Origin of the sequence: Pseudomonas sp. (assembly GCF_002796985.1) — a bacterium.
Lineage (GTDB): Bacteria > Pseudomonadota > Gammaproteobacteria > Pseudomonadales > Pseudomonadaceae > Pseudomonas.
This window is the reverse complement of record NZ_PEKX01000009.1, coordinates 328,082-344,032: the sequence shown is the minus strand read 5'-3', so window position 1 is coordinate 344,032 and position 15,951 is coordinate 328,082. Positions and strand designations below refer to the sequence as shown.

At 66.0% G+C, this 15,951-nt stretch carries 17 protein-coding genes; 8 read left to right on the top strand and 9 right to left on the bottom strand.

All coding sequences use genetic code 11. The features are described 5' to 3' along the window. Positions 1–104 precede the first annotated feature (104 nt). The gene (locus CTR55_RS15960; protein ID WP_296287606.1) at positions 105–1,808 is read left to right on the top strand and encodes a gamma-glutamyltransferase family protein; all 1,704 of its coding nucleotides are present in this window, start codon (positions 105–107) and stop codon (positions 1,806–1,808) included. On the opposite strand, the gene CTR55_RS15955 is transcribed toward CTR55_RS15960, so the two are convergent. The 6 genes from CTR55_RS15955 to nudE all read right to left on the bottom strand — a co-directional run bounded on the left by CTR55_RS15955 (position 1,809) and on the right by nudE (position 7,159). Further along, positions 1,809–3,656, bottom strand: coding sequence for a Na/Pi symporter (locus CTR55_RS15955; RefSeq protein ID WP_296287604.1), 1,848 nt, complete (start codon positions 3,654–3,656; stop codon positions 1,809–1,811). It lies immediately after the preceding gene. 73 nt (positions 3,657–3,729) lie between these two features. Continuing rightward, positions 3,730–4,068: a multidrug transporter gene (locus tag CTR55_RS15950; RefSeq protein WP_296287602.1), complete on the bottom strand. Its 339-nt coding sequence runs from the start codon at positions 4,066–4,068 to the stop codon at positions 3,730–3,732. 83 nt (positions 4,069–4,151) lie between these two features. Then, positions 4,152–4,730: a lysophospholipid acyltransferase family protein gene (locus tag CTR55_RS15945; RefSeq protein WP_296287601.1), complete on the bottom strand. Its 579-nt coding sequence runs from the start codon at positions 4,728–4,730 to the stop codon at positions 4,152–4,154. Positions 4,731–4,826: 96 nt separating this feature from the next. Next, positions 4,827–5,639 carry a bifunctional DNA-formamidopyrimidine glycosylase/DNA-(apurinic or apyrimidinic site) lyase gene (gene mutM / locus CTR55_RS15940; protein WP_296287599.1) on the bottom strand — a complete coding sequence of 271 codons (813 nt, stop codon included), beginning with the start codon at positions 5,637–5,639 and terminating at the stop codon, positions 4,827–4,829. Between the two features lie 135 nt (positions 5,640–5,774). Beyond that, the gene (cysQ, locus tag CTR55_RS15935) at positions 5,775–6,593 is read right to left on the bottom strand and encodes a 3'(2'),5'-bisphosphate nucleotidase CysQ (RefSeq protein ID WP_296287598.1); all 819 of its coding nucleotides are present in this window, start codon (positions 6,591–6,593) and stop codon (positions 5,775–5,777) included. Then, positions 6,593–7,159 carry an ADP compounds hydrolase NudE gene (gene nudE, locus CTR55_RS15930; protein ID WP_296287596.1) on the bottom strand — a complete coding sequence of 189 codons (567 nt, stop codon included), beginning with the start codon at positions 7,157–7,159 and terminating at the stop codon, positions 6,593–6,595. The genes cysQ and nudE overlap by 1 nt, the downstream gene beginning before the upstream one ends. A 126-nt stretch (positions 7,160–7,285) precedes the next feature. Here nudE and yrfG point away from each other — a divergent pair, with 126 nt between their 5' ends. Then, positions 7,286–7,948, top strand: coding sequence for a GMP/IMP nucleotidase (gene yrfG / locus CTR55_RS15925; protein ID WP_296287594.1), 663 nt, complete (start codon positions 7,286–7,288; stop codon positions 7,946–7,948). A gap of 47 nt (positions 7,949–7,995) precedes the next feature. On the opposite strand, the gene lysM is transcribed toward yrfG, so the two are convergent. Further along, complete coding sequence (lysM, locus tag CTR55_RS15920) at positions 7,996–8,433, bottom strand: peptidoglycan-binding protein LysM (protein ID WP_296287593.1); 438 nt, start codon at positions 8,431–8,433, stop codon at positions 7,996–7,998. A gap of 149 nt (positions 8,434–8,582) precedes the next feature. Here lysM and CTR55_RS15915 point away from each other — a divergent pair, with 149 nt between their 5' ends. The 5 genes from CTR55_RS15915 (at position 8,583) to CTR55_RS15895 (ending at position 14,252) form a co-directional block, all read left to right on the top strand. Beyond that, positions 8,583–9,482, top strand: a complete 900-nt coding sequence (locus CTR55_RS15915; protein ID WP_296287592.1) for a LysR family transcriptional regulator — start codon at positions 8,583–8,585, stop codon at positions 9,480–9,482. Between the two features lie 93 nt (positions 9,483–9,575). Next, complete coding sequence (fdhD, locus tag CTR55_RS15910) at positions 9,576–10,412, top strand: formate dehydrogenase accessory sulfurtransferase FdhD (protein WP_296287591.1); 837 nt, start codon at positions 9,576–9,578, stop codon at positions 10,410–10,412. A gap of 28 nt (positions 10,413–10,440) precedes the next feature. Further along, positions 10,441–12,762 (top strand): FdhF/YdeP family oxidoreductase, encoded by a 2,322-nt coding sequence (locus CTR55_RS15905; RefSeq protein WP_296287589.1) that lies wholly within the window; start codon positions 10,441–10,443, stop codon positions 12,760–12,762. 431 nt (positions 12,763–13,193) lie between these two features. Continuing rightward, complete coding sequence (locus CTR55_RS15900) at positions 13,194–13,691, top strand: hypothetical protein (protein ID WP_296287588.1); 498 nt, start codon at positions 13,194–13,196, stop codon at positions 13,689–13,691. 120 nt (positions 13,692–13,811) lie between these two features. Next, positions 13,812–14,252 carry a glycine zipper domain-containing protein gene (locus tag CTR55_RS15895; RefSeq protein ID WP_296287586.1) on the top strand — a complete coding sequence of 147 codons (441 nt, stop codon included), beginning with the start codon at positions 13,812–13,814 and terminating at the stop codon, positions 14,250–14,252. 59 nt (positions 14,253–14,311) lie between these two features. Here the strand turns inward: CTR55_RS15895 and CTR55_RS15890 are convergent, their stop codons facing one another. Further along, on the bottom strand, positions 14,312–14,851 hold the full coding sequence (locus CTR55_RS15890) for a DUF2087 domain-containing protein (RefSeq protein WP_296287584.1): 540 nt from the start codon (positions 14,849–14,851) through the stop codon (positions 14,312–14,314). A gap of 275 nt (positions 14,852–15,126) precedes the next feature. Here CTR55_RS15890 and CTR55_RS15885 point away from each other — a divergent pair, with 275 nt between their 5' ends. Next, complete coding sequence (locus CTR55_RS15885) at positions 15,127–15,492, top strand: hypothetical protein (RefSeq protein WP_296287582.1); 366 nt, start codon at positions 15,127–15,129, stop codon at positions 15,490–15,492. A 19-nt stretch (positions 15,493–15,511) separates the two neighbouring features. On the opposite strand, the gene CTR55_RS15880 is transcribed toward CTR55_RS15885, so the two are convergent. Then, positions 15,512–15,946 (bottom strand): thioesterase family protein, encoded by a 435-nt coding sequence (locus tag CTR55_RS15880; protein ID WP_296287581.1) that lies wholly within the window; start codon positions 15,944–15,946, stop codon positions 15,512–15,514. Positions 15,947–15,951 lie beyond the last annotated feature (5 nt).

The following is a 15,951-nucleotide window of genomic DNA, read 5'->3' as shown; positions in this document are numbered from 1 at the left end:
TTTTCATTGAGCTCTCACAAACCCGGGGCGTTGTGGATTGTCTATCCTCCACCTTCGCCCCATTTGGTTTTCCAGCCGGCCCTGCCGGCGGTTCGTGAGATGCCATGTCCCTGTTGAACTCCCGCTCCCGCGCCTCCCTGCTCGGCTTCTGCAGCCTCCTGCTGCTGAGCTTCGCCCTGCACGCTGCGGAACATCCGGCCCAGGCCAGCGTCGCCACGGCGCACCCTTCGGCGACCGTAGCCGGCCTGGAGACCCTCGCCGACGGCGGTAACGCCTTCGATGCCGCCGTGGCCATCGCCGCTGCGCTGGCGGTGGCCGAACCCTACGGCTCCGGCCTGGGCGGCGGCGGTTTCTTCCTGCTGCGCAAGGCTGGCAGCCCGCCGACCTACCACTTTATCGACGCCCGCGAGCGCGCCCCGCTGGCCGCCCACGCGCGGATGTACGAGCGCAATGGCAAGGTCGATCCGCAGCTGTCGCTCAACGGCCCGCTGGCGGCCGGCATTCCTGGCCTGCCCGCCGCCCTGGCGGACATCACCAGCCGCTATGGCAAGAAGACCCTGGCCAATAACCTGGTGCCGGCGATCCGCCTGGCCACCGATGGCGTGTCCATCGACCGCGTCTACATCGACCGCGCCTCCTGGCGCCTCGACGCCATGCGCCAGGATCGTGAGACCGCGCGCATCTTCCTCGACCAGGGCAACCTGCCCGAGGAATACAGCCTGATGCGCCAGCCGCAGCTGGCCAACACCCTGGAGAAGCTGGCGCGCTATGGCCGCATCGGTTTCTACGAAGGCGAGACTGCCGACAAACTGGTGGAGGGCGTGCGCGCCGCCGGCGGCATCTGGAGCCTGGAGGATCTCGCCAGCTACCGCACCGTCGAACGCCCCGCGCTGCGTTACCCGCTGGCCGACGGCAAGGAACTGATCAGCGCCCCGCCGCCCTCCGCCGGCGGCGTGGCCCTGGCCCAGAGCCTGGGCATGCTGCAGCAGTTGCCCTGGCAGAAGGCCGAACCGGTACAACGCACGCATTACGTGGTGGAAGCCCTGCGCCGCGCCTATCGTGACCGCGGCCTGCTGGGCGACCCGGACCGCGTCGCCAACCCGATCAACCAGTTGCTCGCGCCGGACTACCTGAAGCGCCTGGCCGCCGGTATCGACCCACAGCGCGCCACGCCCAGTTCTTCCCTACCACCGGCGCCGGCCTGGCGCGAAGGCGACCACACCACCCACTTCGTGGTGATGGACGCCGATGGCAATGCCGTCGCCGCCACGCTCTCGGTCAACCTGCCCTTCGGCGCGGCCTTCACCGTGCCCGGTACCGGCGTGCTGCTCAACGACGAAATGGACGACTTCGCCACCGACATCAGCGGCGCCAACGCCTACCAACTGGCCGGCAGCCAGGCCAACGCCGTGGCCGCCGGCAAGCGGCCGCTGTCGAGCATGAGCCCGAGCTTCATCGAAAGCCCCACCGAACTGGCCGCCTTCGGCACGCCCGGCGGCAGCCGGATTCCCAGCATGGTGCTGCTGGCGATGCTGGACTACCTGGACGGCAAGCCGGTGCAGCGCTGGGTGTCCTCGCCGCGATACCACCACCAATACCTGCCGGACGTGATCGAGCACGAGCCGCGCACCTTCACCACCGCCCAGATGACCGACCTGCAACGCCGTGGCTACACGCTCAAGGATGTCGGTCGCGCCTATGGCAACCAGCAGGTGCTGCTGTGGAACAAAAAATCCGGCGAGGTGCAGTCCGCCAGCGACCCACGCGGCATTGGCCTGGCGACCGAACTGGCAGCGCCGCTGCGCTGATCAGGAAAGGATGACGGAGGGCGCGTCATCCTCATGGGCATCGAACAGGCCATGTTCGGTGCCCAGCTGCAGCACGTTGCGCAAGCTCTGGATGATGCGGCTGACGTAGCCCAGATCGTTCATCAGCGAACTCATCTGCAGGCCATCCAGCTCCTGACGGCGTACCGCAGCGAACAGGCGCTGGCGGAGCGTCGCATCGAATTCCGCGGCGCTCTCGTCGAGCAGTTGCAAGCGCGCCACCAGCGCCTCTTCCGGCAGGTCGCCGCCGAGCAGCGGGACCAGTTCTCGAACCTCCCGCAGCATGCCAATCAGGTGCCGGCGCAGTTCGACATAGGTATCGCGCAGCGTCGAAGGATCACCCTGTAGCGCCAGGCCGAGGTTTTTCTGCAGGTGCTTGGCGTCCTTCACGGCGTCCACCAGTTGCAGCGCCACGACCTGGCAGGACAGCCAGAAACGCTGGTGTTCTTCGTCCAGCGGCACTTCCAGGCGGCTCATGAAGCTCAGCAGGTCGCCGTAGACACCCTTGATATGACGTTGGTAGAGCACTTCCGCGCTGAGCGCGTGGCGATCCGGCGCGGCCCGCAGTTCGCCCTCATCGATGCGCGGCTGGGTGAGCGTGTCCACCGGCAGGTACAGCGCGTGGCAGATCACCTCGATGCTCAGTCGGCCAAGGTGACGCAACTCCTGCAACACCGCACTGGCAGCGGCGTCGGCGGAATCCAGCGCGCGGTCATTGAGGTAGCGCGCATGGGTGCGTTCGATGGCCGGCAAGGCCGGCGCCATGTCGGTGATCAGTACCGCTGGCTCTTCCACCTCCGGCAGCCAGCGTACCAACGCGTTGGCCAGCGCGCCCTGCAAGGGCCAGAACAACAGCACGCCCATGCCGTTGAACAGGGTGTGGAACAGCGCCAGCTGGATCATCGGGTTGTCCGCCAGCCCCAGCGGCGTCACCAGCCAATGCACCAGCCAGGTCAGCGGTGCGAGCAACAGGAACGTCAGCACCCCGGTCACCACGTTGAACAACACGTGCGCCAGCGCCAGGCGCTGCCCGCTACGGTTGCCGCCCAGCGAGCCGACGAAGGCCGTGGTCACGCTGCTGCCGACGTTGGAACCGATGGCGATCGCCAGGCTCTGGCCCAGCTCCAGTTGGCCGCCGGCCAGGGCGGCGAGGGTCAGCATCAAGGTCGCATGGCTGGATTGCAGCACCACGGTAATGAGGATGCCGAAGGTGACGAACAGCAGTGCGCCAAGCATGCCTTCCGAGCGCAGTTCGCTCATGTCCATGGCGTCGCCGAAGCTGCCGAAGCCATCCTTGATCTGGTCGATGCCCAGGAAGATGAACGCGATGCCCAGCAGGATGCGCCCGGCGGCCTTGCTCTTGGCACCGTTGAAGCCCATCAGCACACCGAACACCAGCAACGGCAGCGCCAGGGGGCTCAGGCTGAGGTTCTGCCCGGCCAGCGCCAGCAGCCAGATGCCGCTGGTGGCGCCGAGATTGGCGCCGAAGAGAATCGCGATACCGCCCGCGAGCTGGATCAGCCCGGTACTGATGAAGGCGATGGTGAGCAGGGAAACCAGGGTGGAGGATTGCAGCAGGAACGTGCCGAAGAGACCGAACAGCAGGCTCTTGCCACGGGTCGCGGTGCTCTTCTCCAGCCAGCGTTCCAACTGGCTGCCGGCGAGGTCGCGCAGGCCCTCTTCCAGGCACTGCATGCCGAACAGGAACAGCGCCAGGCCCGCTCCCAACTGCAGCAGGCCGGCGCTGGACCAGAAGGTGTAGCCCAGGATGACGGCGACCAGCAGCAGAAGCAGCGGACGCAGATGCTTCTTCAGGCCGGTCAGGTTCATCGGCTATCCACAGGAATCACTCGGCAAGCCGAGCTGGCGAGGCGGTCGCGCCGCCCCGAATCAGGACGCTTGATCAGTCCTTCTTGTAGCCGCTGGTGGTGCAGCCCAGGCAACGCACGAAGGCGGCCTTGCCCGGCTCGACAACCAGTGCCTTGCCCGCTTCACCAATGTTGCCGCCGGCCGCGCTGAACGGCAGGGTCACCACGAAGGCCGCGGCCCCTACCACGGTGGCGGCGATCAGCAGCGGACGGGCAATCAGCAGATCACCAATCATCGAATAGAACGGCGGGGCTCCGACGGTGTAGGCCGGATCGCCGCTGACGTTGCTCACCGCATCCTGAGCAACAGCCGGCAGCACCGAGAATGCACAGGTCAGTGCCATTGCAGTAACGGTGGTGCGGAACAGGGTCATGGAAGGAAGTCCTTTTTTGTTTAGTTGGGCAGGCAGACTGCCATAACTATAACAGCGCTCCATGACTTGTCGCGTGACCGCCTTCAATCGCCGAAGAATGCGTATTCGGGCTTTTTCGGTACAAAAGGTCTGTAGAAGTCCAGCATCCTGCGCAGGTCGGCGGATTCGTCGCCCGTGGGCCAGAACGGCTCGCCGATGACAATGCGACGTCCCGGGTAGTCCAGCGCCGCCAGCACGATGGGCACGCCGGCGCCACGGGCGATGTGGTAGAAGCCCATCTTCCAGCGTTCGACCTTCTTGCGCGTGCCCTCCGGGGAGAGGATCAGCATCATCTCGGGGTTATCGCGGAAGGCCTGGATCGCCTGCTCCACGGTGTTCAGCTTGAGGTGGCGCTGGATCGGAATACCGCCCCAGCGACGCATCAGGCCGCCGAAGGGCCCGCGAAACAGAGTGTGCTTGGCGAACCAGCGGGCGTTCAGGCGCAGCACGAACTTGGTGGCCAGGAAGAGCACGAAATCCCAGTTGGAGGTGTGGTGCGCGCCGATCACCACGAACTTGTCGAGCTTGGGCAGCGCGCCTTCGATACGCCAGCCGGCTGCGCGCAGCATGCTGTGGCCGAGCGCCTCGGCGAACGGGTTGCGGGGCAGATAATTGCCGGACATGGATCACCTGAAGGCCCCTCGACGGGGGCCATTGTTGTTATGGCGGAAGGTGTTACGAGCAGAAAAGTGCTGGCAGGCTAGCGGCGCGCGCCGCCTTCAGCGTTGGCAGCGCGCGCAGTAGACGCTGGCGCGCTGGCCGAGGCGCACTTCGCGCAAGATCGATCCGCAGACCTTGCACGGTTCGCCACCGCGCCCGTAGACGAAGAGTTCCTGCTGGAAGTAGCCGGGCTGGCCATCGCCACCGACGAAGTCGCGCAGCGTGGTGCCGCCCCGCTCGATGGCGATGGCGAGGATGCGTTTGATCTCCTGGGCGAGCTTCACGTAGCGCGCCCGCGAGAGGGTTCCGGCCTCGCGGCGCGGGTCGATGCCGGCGGCGAACAGCGCCTCGGTGGCGTAGATATTGCCCACCCCGACCACGACTGCGTTGTCCATGATGAAAGGCTTCACCGCCATGCTGCGGTTGCGCGACAGCTGGAACAGACGCTCGCCTTCGAAGGCGTCGGTCAACGGCTCCGGGCCGAGATGGCGCAGCAGTTCGTGCTCCAGCGGTGCCAGGCTCCAGAGCAGCGCACCGAAGCGGCGCGGGTCGGTATAGCGCAGCGCCATGCCCGATTCCAGCTCGATATCCACATGCTCGTGGCGCGCCGCCGGCGTGCCGCATTCCACCAACCGCAAGCTGCCGGACATGCCCAGGTGGCTGATCAGCGTCCCCACCTCGGCATTGAGCAGCAGGTACTTGGCGCGCCGCTCCACCTTCACGATGTGCTGCCCGGACAGGCGTACGTCCAGGTCCTCGGGGATCGGCCAGCGCAAACGGCGCTCGCGGACGATCACGCGGCTGACGCGCTGGCCTTCCAGGTGGGGTGCGATGCCCCGGCGGGTGGTTTCGACTTCAGGTAATTCAGGCATGGATCACGATATCTGAGGAGCTATCTGTAGGAGCTATCTGTAGGAACGAGCTTGCTCGCGAACGAGTTAACCGGCAACACCCATGCGGGGAGGATTCGCGAGCAAGCTCGCTCCTACGAAGAGCCAGAATGCCAATCAGTCCAGCGCGCGAGCCAGCCGGATCAGATCTTCGCGCCAAGGTGCCGCCTTGGGCAGCGCCAGGAAGGACTCGTTGAGCAGGCTCTCCCGCGCCTCATAGGTGAAGGGCTCGCCACGCACGTCGAGCACTTCGCCGCCGGCGCCTTCCAACACGCCCTGGGCGGCAGCCGTGTCCCACTGGCTGGTCGGCGCCAGGCGCGGGTAGCAGTCGGCCGAGCCTTCGGCCAGCAGGCAGAACTTCAACGAGCTGCCAATGCTGGCCAGGTTCAGGTTGCCGAAGCGCTGCGCCAGGCCCGCCAGCAGGCTTTCCTGTTGCGGGCTGGAGTGGCGTTTGCTGGCCACCACGGTGAAGACGTCTTCCGGGCTGGTGCGCACCTCGATGGCTTCAGGCTCGTCATCACGGTCCTCGCGCCAGGCGCCCAGGCCAGTACCGCCATAGTAGCAGCGGCCGCTGGCGGGAATGCCGACCACGCCGAAGACCACCCGACCCCGGTCGATCAGCGCCACGTTGACGGTGAATTCGTCGCTGCCGGAGATGAACTCCTTGGTGCCGTCCAGCGGGTCCACCAGCCACCAGCGAGTCCACTGGGCGCGCTGCTCCAGCGGGATATCGCAATCTTCCTCGGAGAGCACCGGCACGTCCGGCGCCAGCGCGCGCAGGCCGTCGGCCAGCACGCGATGGGCGGCCAGGTCGGCGGCAGTCACCGGCGACTCGTCAGCCTTGCTCTGCACATCCAGGTCACCCTGCCAGAACGGCAGGATCACATCACCCGCCTTGTGCACCAGGTCGATCACAGCGGGAAGAAGAGCATTCATCACGGTTGGAACTCCCCTCGTTGGGTCAGCAGGTCACGCACCAGATAGAGCGCCGCCAGGGCCCGCCCTTCACTGAACTGGGCGTTCTGCGCGAGGCTGGAAAGCTCGCGCAGGCTGATCTTGTCCACGCCCATTGGCTCCGGCTCGTCGCCAGGCAGCGATTCCTCGTAGAGATCGCGGGCGAGCACCACCTGGATGCGCTGGCTCATGTAGCCGGGGGACAGCGACAGCTCGGTGATGTACTCAAGCTGGCGGGCGCCGTAGCCGGCCTCCTCCTTCAGCTCGCGGTTGGCGGCTTCGAGGATGTCCTCGCCCGGTTCCACCAGGCCCTTGGGCAGCGATAGCTGATACTCGTCGACCCCCGCGCAGTACTCTTCCACCAGCACGGCGTGCTCGGCATCGAGCATGGCGATCACCATCACCGCGCCGTAGCCCTGCCCCTTGCCCACCAGGCGCTCGTAGGTACGCTCGACGCCATTGGAGAAGCGTAGCTGCAGCTCCTCGACGGCGAAGAGTCGGCTTCTGGCAACGATCTCTCGGGCGAGGACCGTGGGTTTCTGACGCATGGGGCGACTCCTGGGGGTGGCCGGGTCGGCTATGATAACCCGCCTTTTCCGATTCTCCGTGTCAGATATCGCGCCGATTCCGCCCACCGGCGGCGCAATTGCGACACCCTTTTGCGAAAGCCCAGCATGCCACGCCTGCCCTGGAACCAGATCGACACCGTCCTGCTCGACATGGACGGCACCCTGCTCGATCTGCATTTCGACAATCATTTCTGGCTCGAACACCTGCCGCAACGCTACGCCGAGCACCACGGCATCAGCCGAGCCCAGGCCGATGCGGAGCTACTGCCGTTGTTCCGCGACCATGCCGGCCAGCTCAACTGGTACTGCCTGGATTTCTGGAGCCGTGAGCTGAAGCTGTCGGTCCTCGACCTCAAGCACGAGGTCGCCGACCTCATCGCCCTGCGTCCGGATGCCGACCTGTTCCTCGCCGAGCTACGCCACCATGGCAAGCGCGCGGTGCTGATTACCAATGCGCACCGTGATTCGCTGTCGCTGAAGCTGCAGCGGGTGGAACTGTCGCCGTGGTTCGACCGACTGATCAGCTCCCACGACTACGGCTTCCCCAAGGAAGACCAGCAGTTCTGGCAGGCGCTGCATGCGGATGTCGGCTTTGACCCGGCGCGCAGCCTGTTCATCGACGACAGCCTGCCGATCCTGCGTGCCGCGCGAAACTTTGGCGTCGCACACCTGCTGGCGGTGCGCCAGCCGGACAGCCGCCAGGAGCCGAAGGACACCGAGGAATTCGCTGCCCAGGAAGACTACCGGGCGCTGATACAGGGGCTGTAGAACCCTGTAGAAACGGAGAGCCCGGCGCTGGGCCGGGCTCTCTGACATCACGCCGGAATCCGCAGCACCTGGCCGGGATAGATCTTGTCCGGATGGCCAAGCATCGGCTTGTTCGCCTCGAAGATCTTCATGTAGGCGTTGGCATTGCCATACTCGGCCTTGGCGATGGCGCTCAGGGTGTCGCCCTTCTTCACGGTAACGAAGCGCGCTTCCGGCGCCGGGGTGGCGACGGTGATGTGGTCTTCCACGCCGGAAACGCCCGCGACGTTGCCCAGTGCGAGCAGGATCTTCTCCTTCTCCTCCTGGCTGGCCACTTCACCGGTGGCGATCACCTTGTCGCCCTCGACGCTGACCTGGATGTTCGGGTTGCCCAGGCCGACCTTGGCGATGTGGTCCTTGAGCGATTCGGCGGCCTGCGCCTCCTGGCCCACAATGCTTTCCCACAGCTTCTCGCCGGCTTCCTTCACGAACGCAAAAATACCCATGTCCAACCTCCCTACGGTTACAGTGACAGGCGGCCGGCATTGGGCAGACCGCGCGCCCCTGGAGTCTAGACGGCGACTTCCGCAGCGCCTGACGGAATACTCCTAATCCCGCGCCAACCCGACAGAACGCCCCCGGAGCCTGCCCGCCGATGGACATCAAGCAGCTGAAATTCCTCTGCGCCCTGGACGAGACACGGCATTTCGGCCAGGCGGCGGCGCGCTGCCATGTCACCCAGCCGACCCTGTCGATGCGCGTGCGCAGCCTGGAGGAAGAGCTCGGCCTGGAGCTGGTTCGCCGCGGACAACGCTTCGAGGGCTTCACCGAAGCCGGCGAGCGCGTGCTGGCCTGGGCCCGCAGCCTGCTGGCGGCCCATGACGGGCTGTACGCCGAAGCCGCCGCTTGCCGTGGCCAACTGGTCGGCACCCTGCGCCTGGGCCTGGTACCACTGGCGGGTTTCGACCCCATGCGGCTGATCGAGCTGTTCGCCCAGCGCCACCCCGAGCTGCGCTTCCAGCTGTTCGCCCTGAGCTCGGAAAACATCCTCGAAGGCCTGGGGCGCAATCAGCTGGACCTCGGCCTGTCGTATCTCGACCGCCTCGACCGCGAGCACTTCGAAGGCCTGGAGCTGGCCGCCACACGCATGGGCCTGCTGCATGACCGCCGGCACTTCCAGATCGACGCCCCGACCCTGAGCTGGGACTCCCTGGTGGAGTTGCCACTGGGCCTGCTCTCGGCCGGCATGCACTTCCGCCAATCCATCGACCACGGCTTCCGCAGCCGCGGCCTGACACCCCGGGCGCGCCTGGAGACCGACGCCGTGCACCAGCTGGTGCAAGCCGTCGAACGCGGACTGTGCTGCGCGATCATGCCGCTGGGCAGTGGCCTGGACACCCAGGGCGAGCACTTTGTCCTGACCCCGATCGACGATGCGCGCACCCTCTCGCCACTCGGTCTGATCCTGCGCCGCAGCGAGCCGCGCTCAGCGCTGGCCGAAGCCTGCTTCCGCGAAGCGGCGATTCTTCTCGGCAGCTCGGAAAACGACCGATAGACCGCGTCGATCACTACATCGACAGCAGCCATTAGACGCTGCCCCGGCATCGGCATAGGCTGGTCGTATTACTAGAACTACAGGGCTCAGCCCATGCCTTGCCTGATCACCCGCCCGGCCAGCGCCGCGGTCCGGGCTGCCGTCGTGCCTGCCGGTGGCTATACCTACGCCGAACTCACCCCGGACACCGCCACCGGTCGCGCCGCGCTGGCTGACGAAATCGCCCTGGCCATCGCCTACAACGGGCTCAGCCAGGCGGTGATGATGGTTTCGCCGAACGACCTGGAAGACTTTGTCCATGGGTTCAGCCTCGGCGCCGGCCTCATCGAATCCATCGACGACATCTATGATGTGCGCCTGAAGCCCCACGGCGATGCTATCGCCGCCGAGGTCCAGGTCAGCAGCCGCGCCTTCTGGGCGCTCAAGGACCAGCGCCGGCAACTGGCTGGTACTACCGGCTGCGGCCTCTGTGGCGTCGAGGCGCTGGACCAGGCGCTGCCAGAGCTGCCCGTACTGCCGCAAGCGCCGCTGCCACCCGCCGCGCACCTCGAACACCTGCGTGAACGGGTCACCGCCGTCCAGGACATCGGCCGCCGCAGCGGTGCCCTGCATGCCGCGCTGTTCGTCGACGCCGCTGGTGAGATTCGCCTGTGCCGCGAGGACATCGGCCGCCACAACGCCCTCGACAAACTGATTGGCGCACTCAAGCGCCAACGCCTGGAGCTGGCCGGCGGTTTCGCCGTGGTCACCAGTCGCTGCAGCCTGGAACTTATCCACAAGGCCGTGCGCGGCGGACTGTCGACCCTGGTCAGCCTCTCCGCGCCCACCGCACTGACGGTGCAGTGGGCCCGCGAGCACAACCTGAACCTGATTCACCTGCCGCACCGCAGCGCGCCCCGGGTCTACAGCCCGGCTCCGCCCACCGTCTGAACGCCTGCCTTCTGAAAAAAGAGACCTCATGAGCCTGCAGCAAGAGAATCCCCGCTACCAACCCTACAAAGGCGCGGCCGCCGGTTGGGGTGCGCTGATCAGCGTCACGCGCTTCTGGCTGGACAGCAAGCAGCCGCTGAAGAACCTCCGCGCCCTGCTCAAGACCAACCAGAACGGCGGCTTCGACTGCCCCGGTTGCGCCTGGGGCGACTCCCCCGAAGACGGTCGGGTGAAATTCTGCGAGAACGGCGCCAAGGCGGTGAACTGGGAAGCCACCAAGCGCCGCGTGGATGCCGCTTTCTTCGCTCGCCACAGCGTCAGCTCACTGCGCGAACAGAGCGACTACTGGCTCGAATACCAGGGCCGCCTGACCGAGCCGATGCGCTACGACCCGGCCACCGACCGCTACCAGCCGATCGCCTGGGACGACGCCTTCACCCTGATCGCCCGGCACCTGAATGCGCTGGAAAGCCCCCATCAGGCCGAGTTCTACACCTCCGGCCGGGCCAGCAACGAGGCCGCTTTCCTCTACCAGCTGTTCGTCCGCGCTTTCGGCACCAACAACTTCCCCGACTGCTCGAACATGTGCCACGAGGCCAGCGGCGTGGCTCTCGGCCAGAGCGTCGGTATCGGCAAGGGCACCGTCACCTTCGACGACTTCGAGCACGCCGATGCGATCTTCGTGTTCGGCCAGAACCCCGGCACCAACCACCCGCGCATGCTCGAACCGCTGCGCGAGGCGGTGAAGCGCGGCGCCCAGGTGGTCGCCTTCAACCCGCTCAAGGAACGTGGCCTGGAACGCTTCCAGCACCCTCAGCACGCGCTGGAGATGCTCACCAACGGCTCCGAACCGCTGAACACCGCGTTCTTCCGCCCCGCGCTGGGCGGCGACATGGCGGCCGTGCGCGGCATCGCCAAGTTCCTCCTGCAATGGGAGCGCGAGGCCCAGGCCAAGGGTGAGCCTGCAGTGTTCGACCACGCCTTCATCGCCGAACACACCCAGGGCGTCGAGGCCTACCTGGCGACAGTGGATGACACCCGCTGGGACCACATCGTCCAGCAGTCGGGCCTGAGCCTGGGCGAGATCGAGCAGGCGGCGATCATGTACCGCCGCGCCGAGCGCGTGATCGTCTGTTGGGCCATGGGTATCACGCAGCACCATCACTCGGTGCCGACCATCCAGGAACTGGTCAGCCTGCAACTACTGCGCGGCAACGTCGGCCGCCCCGGCGCCGGCCTGTGCCCGGTGCGCGGGCACAGCAACGTGCAGGGTGATCGCACCATGGGCATCAACGACCGCCCGCCGGCCGCTCTGCTGGATGCCCTCCAACGGCGATTCGGGTTCAAGGTGCCGCGCGAGAACGGCCACAACACCGTCGAGGCGATCAACGCCATGCTCGATGGCGCATCCAAAGTCTTCATCGGCCTAGGCGGCAACTTCGCCCAGGCGACCCCGGACAGCCCGCGCACCCACCAGGCCCTGCAAAGCTGCGCGCTGACCGTGCAGATCAGCACCAAGCTCAACCGCAGCCACCTCACCGTGGGCGGCGATGCGCTGATCCTGCCGTGCCTGGGCCGCACCGACATCGACCGCCAGGCCGAAGGCCCGCAGGCGGTGACCGTGGAAGACTCGTTCAGCATGATCCACGCGTCGTTCGGCCAGTTGGAGCCGTCGTCGAAGCTGATGCGCTCCGAACCCGCGATCATCGCCGGCATCGCCAAGGCCACCCTGGGCAACCACCCGGTAGACTGGGACGCGATGATCGCCCACTACGACCGCATCCGCGACCTGATCGCCGACACCATCCCCGGCTTCACCGACTTCAACCGGCGAGTGGCCCATCCGGGCGGCTTCCACCTGGGCAATTCAGCCGGCTCACGGCGCTGGACCACCGCCAGCGGCAAGGCCAACTTCCACCGGCACCCGCTGCCGGCGGACCTGCTCCACGCGAAGATTCGCGAGACCGGCCGGGAGCCCCACCTGATCCTGCAGACGCTGCGTTCCCACGACCAGTACAACACCACCATCTATGGCCTGGACGACCGCTACCGCGGCGTGCGCGGCCAGCGTGAAGTGGTGTTCGCCAACGAGGCCGACATCCGCCGCCTGGGCTTCGAGCCCGGCGAAAAGGTGGACCTGGTGTCGCTCTGGTCCGATGGCGTAGACCGCCGTGTCAGCGGCTTCACTCTGCTGGCCTACGACATCCCCGCCGGCCAGGCCGCGGCCTACTACCCGGAGACCAACCCGCTGGTGCCGCTGGACAGCCACGGCGTGGGCAGCCACACGCCGACCTCGAAGTTCGTTGCGATTCGCTTCGAGAAAGCACGGCCGAATCTGCGGATCGTTTGACGCACCCTCACGGCGCTCCACTCGGAGCGCCGCCTACCTCCCGTTCGCGAGCAGGCTCACTCCTACAAAGAGCAGCGGCTTTTCTGTAGGAGCGAGCTTGCTCACGAAGCTTTTTTGCGGACGCGCAATTCCACATCCTGCGAAATATCCGCTGGATTGGCATTACGTCAGAAGGGGATGAAAGGTAAACTCGGAAGGGCCAGGGCCGCTCTCGTGAAAAGCCATCATTTCAATGGCAGTTTGTGAGAAAAACACCTCACAAATGGAACCCTGGAATAACACTCAGACCGCCCAAACTCGAAAAAGTTCTGACGATAAATCAATTACTTGCAATATTTGATGAAAGTCGTGTTATTCGTCGGAACCCCCTTGTCAGAGCCTTCGCACAAACCGAGGATCGCTTCCAACATCCCCAAAGAGAGATCCTCTCTATGAAGTACTCCTCGATGCTCCTGTTGTCTCTTGCGCTGGTCGGTGGCACCGCCTTTGCGGACGGCGACACCCGTGCCGGCGTCGGTGGCGCCCTGGGCGGGGTATTGGGTTCGGTCATCGGCCAGTCGGTCGGTGGCAGCACCGGCGCCGCCATTGGTAGTGGTCTGGGCGGTGCGGCTGGCGGTGCAGTCGGCGCCCGACGCGGCAACAAGACAGAAGCCGCCATCGGCGGTGGCCTGGGCGCAGCAGGCGGCCAGGTGATCGGCAACAAGATGGGCGGCACCACTGGTGGCCTGATCGGCGCGGCCCTGGGTGGCGGCGCGGGCGGTGCGCTGGGCAACCATTACGCCGACAACAACCGCGATGACGACGATGACGACTACCGCCACGGCTACCGTCGCGCCCGCTACGACGATCGCTATGATCGCCGCTGGCACGACAATGGTCGCCACCGTGGCTGGTACAAGCACAAGCACCACCGTCGCCACTGGGATTGATCCGCGGCATAGCAACCGCGATCAGTCCACGGAAACGACGACTGACAGCCGGGCCTGATTGCCCGGCTGTTTTGTGTGCGGGACAATTCTCCCGATAATTCCTACATTCAGGTTCGCAACATGCGTAAGACTCTTTCTGTACTGGCACTGGCCCTGCTGGCCAGCCACGCCATGGCCGACGACACCAAATCCGCCATTGGCGGCGGTGTCGGTGGCGCCCTCGGTAACGTAGTCGGCGGCGCCCTGGGCGGTTCCACCGGCGCGGCCATCGGTGCTGGCGTAGGCGGTGCTGCTGGCGGCGCGATGGGCGCGAAGAACGGCAACAAGACCGAGGCGGCCATTGGTGGCGGCCTGGGTGCGGCCGGCGGCTCGGTCATCGGTAACAAGGTCGGTGGCTCCACCGGCGGCGCCATCGGCGCAGGCCTGGGCGGTGCAGCCGGCGGCGCGCTGGGCAACCACCTGGCCGATGACAACAACGACGATGACCACCACAGCAGCAACAAGAGTCATCACAAGGGCAAAGGCCACTACAAGAACAAACACAAGCATCACGACGACTGACGGATGCCCGTGTGAAAAAGCCCGCCTATCGGCGGGCTTTTTCGTTTACGGCACGGGAGTCACGCGCCAACCGGGAGAAAGGACAGCAAAGCCCCCAGCTCTGCCGGCGGGCGCCGCTCGATGCGCCGGTACTCGCTACCGTCATCGGCGCGCGCCAGCCAGCCGCCATCTATCAGCGCTCGGCGCAGCAACAGATGGTCACCCAGGCACTCCTGGCCTTGCAGGCGCTGGTTGATCTCCTTTTCACTCCAGCGCTGCCGCGCAGGCAACCGCGACCACAGCACCCAAAGGCAGGCCTCGCGGTGGCTGTGCTTCTTCGGCCAGCGCTGCAACAGGCCGGACTCATCGAAGTAGCGTCGCCACTGCTCGACGCGGCGAAAGTCCACCACCGTTTCGGGCTCGGCACCGCGCGCAAGGCGCGACGCTGCTTCGTGGCTGGCGCGCAGCGCCTGGTAGTTGCGGAAGCCGACCGCGCGGGCCAGCAGATTGAGCAGTTCGACATGGCCGGGGCGCTCGGGCGAATCGTCGAGCTGGCGCGCCAGCGATTTCGCCAGGGCGGAGATGTCGGGAGCGTGGTAGGGCAAGCGTTGCCTGGACACAGTGCAATCCTCGTTGCGTGCCAAGACCTCGCGCAGGAGGCTATCGGGGGTCGCCGTGTTCCGATGCGGCACTGGGAAAGTGTGTCGGATCGTCAAGGGTGCGGGGAACCGCGCGGCAGGTTTAGCGCTCTCCATACGGAGGCGGCGACGCCTGGGTGAACTGCCGACCGGCGGCCAGCATAGGCCGGACGCGCCACCTGGGACAAGTCCCGTGTCATCCCGCGAGGCTGGTATAGGCTTGGCGGGGAAGGATCACTGCCGACAAGGAGTTACTTGTGAAAGCGCTTGCTGCCGCCGGACTGCTACTGTCGCTTTGCGCTGCGCAGACCGCCTATGCCGGAGACTGGCAGGTCTGTCAGTTGGAAGTAGAGATCACCGGAGCGCTGAAGCCGCCCGTGCGCGGGCTGGAGGGCCGGGTGAAATCGGCCAAGCCGCGCTCGCCCGGCACCGACTGCCCCGGCATAGGCGAGCTGATCGCCTTCGAACCGGAAAGCGCCGACTGGCAGAGCATGATCCCGCGCCAGCACTGGCCGACGCCGGGGCAGCGGGTGTGGATGCGTTACCAGTACCTGGATGGCATCTGCAAGGGCGATGGCAACAGCCGACCGTGCCGTATCGAGCATTATCCGATGGGCTGGTGAGGCGCGCCGCTCCTTCAGGTCAGTTGCGTACCAGTGCTTCCATCGCCTCGCGCAACGGTGCCGGAATCGACACCGGCCGGTTGCTCGCCCGATCCACGAACACATGCACGAACTTGCCCGCCGCGCAGGCCAGTTCATCGCCCTCGCGGAAGATCGCCAGTTCGTACTGCACCGAACTGTTGCCCAGCTTGCCGACCCGCAGGCCGACCTCGATGCGCTCGGGGAAGGCCACCGGCGCGAAGTAGTCACAGCTCGAACTGACCACGAAACCCACCACGTCGCCGTCGTGGATATCCAGGCCGCCGCGCTCGATCAGGTAGGTATTCACCGCCGTGTCGAAGAAGCCGTAGTAGGTCACGTTGTTCACGTGGCCGTAGATGTCGTTGTCGTGCCAGCGGGTGGTGATCGGCTGGAAGTGCGCGTAGTCGGCGCGGCTGGGGTGCTGTTCGCTCATCGGGT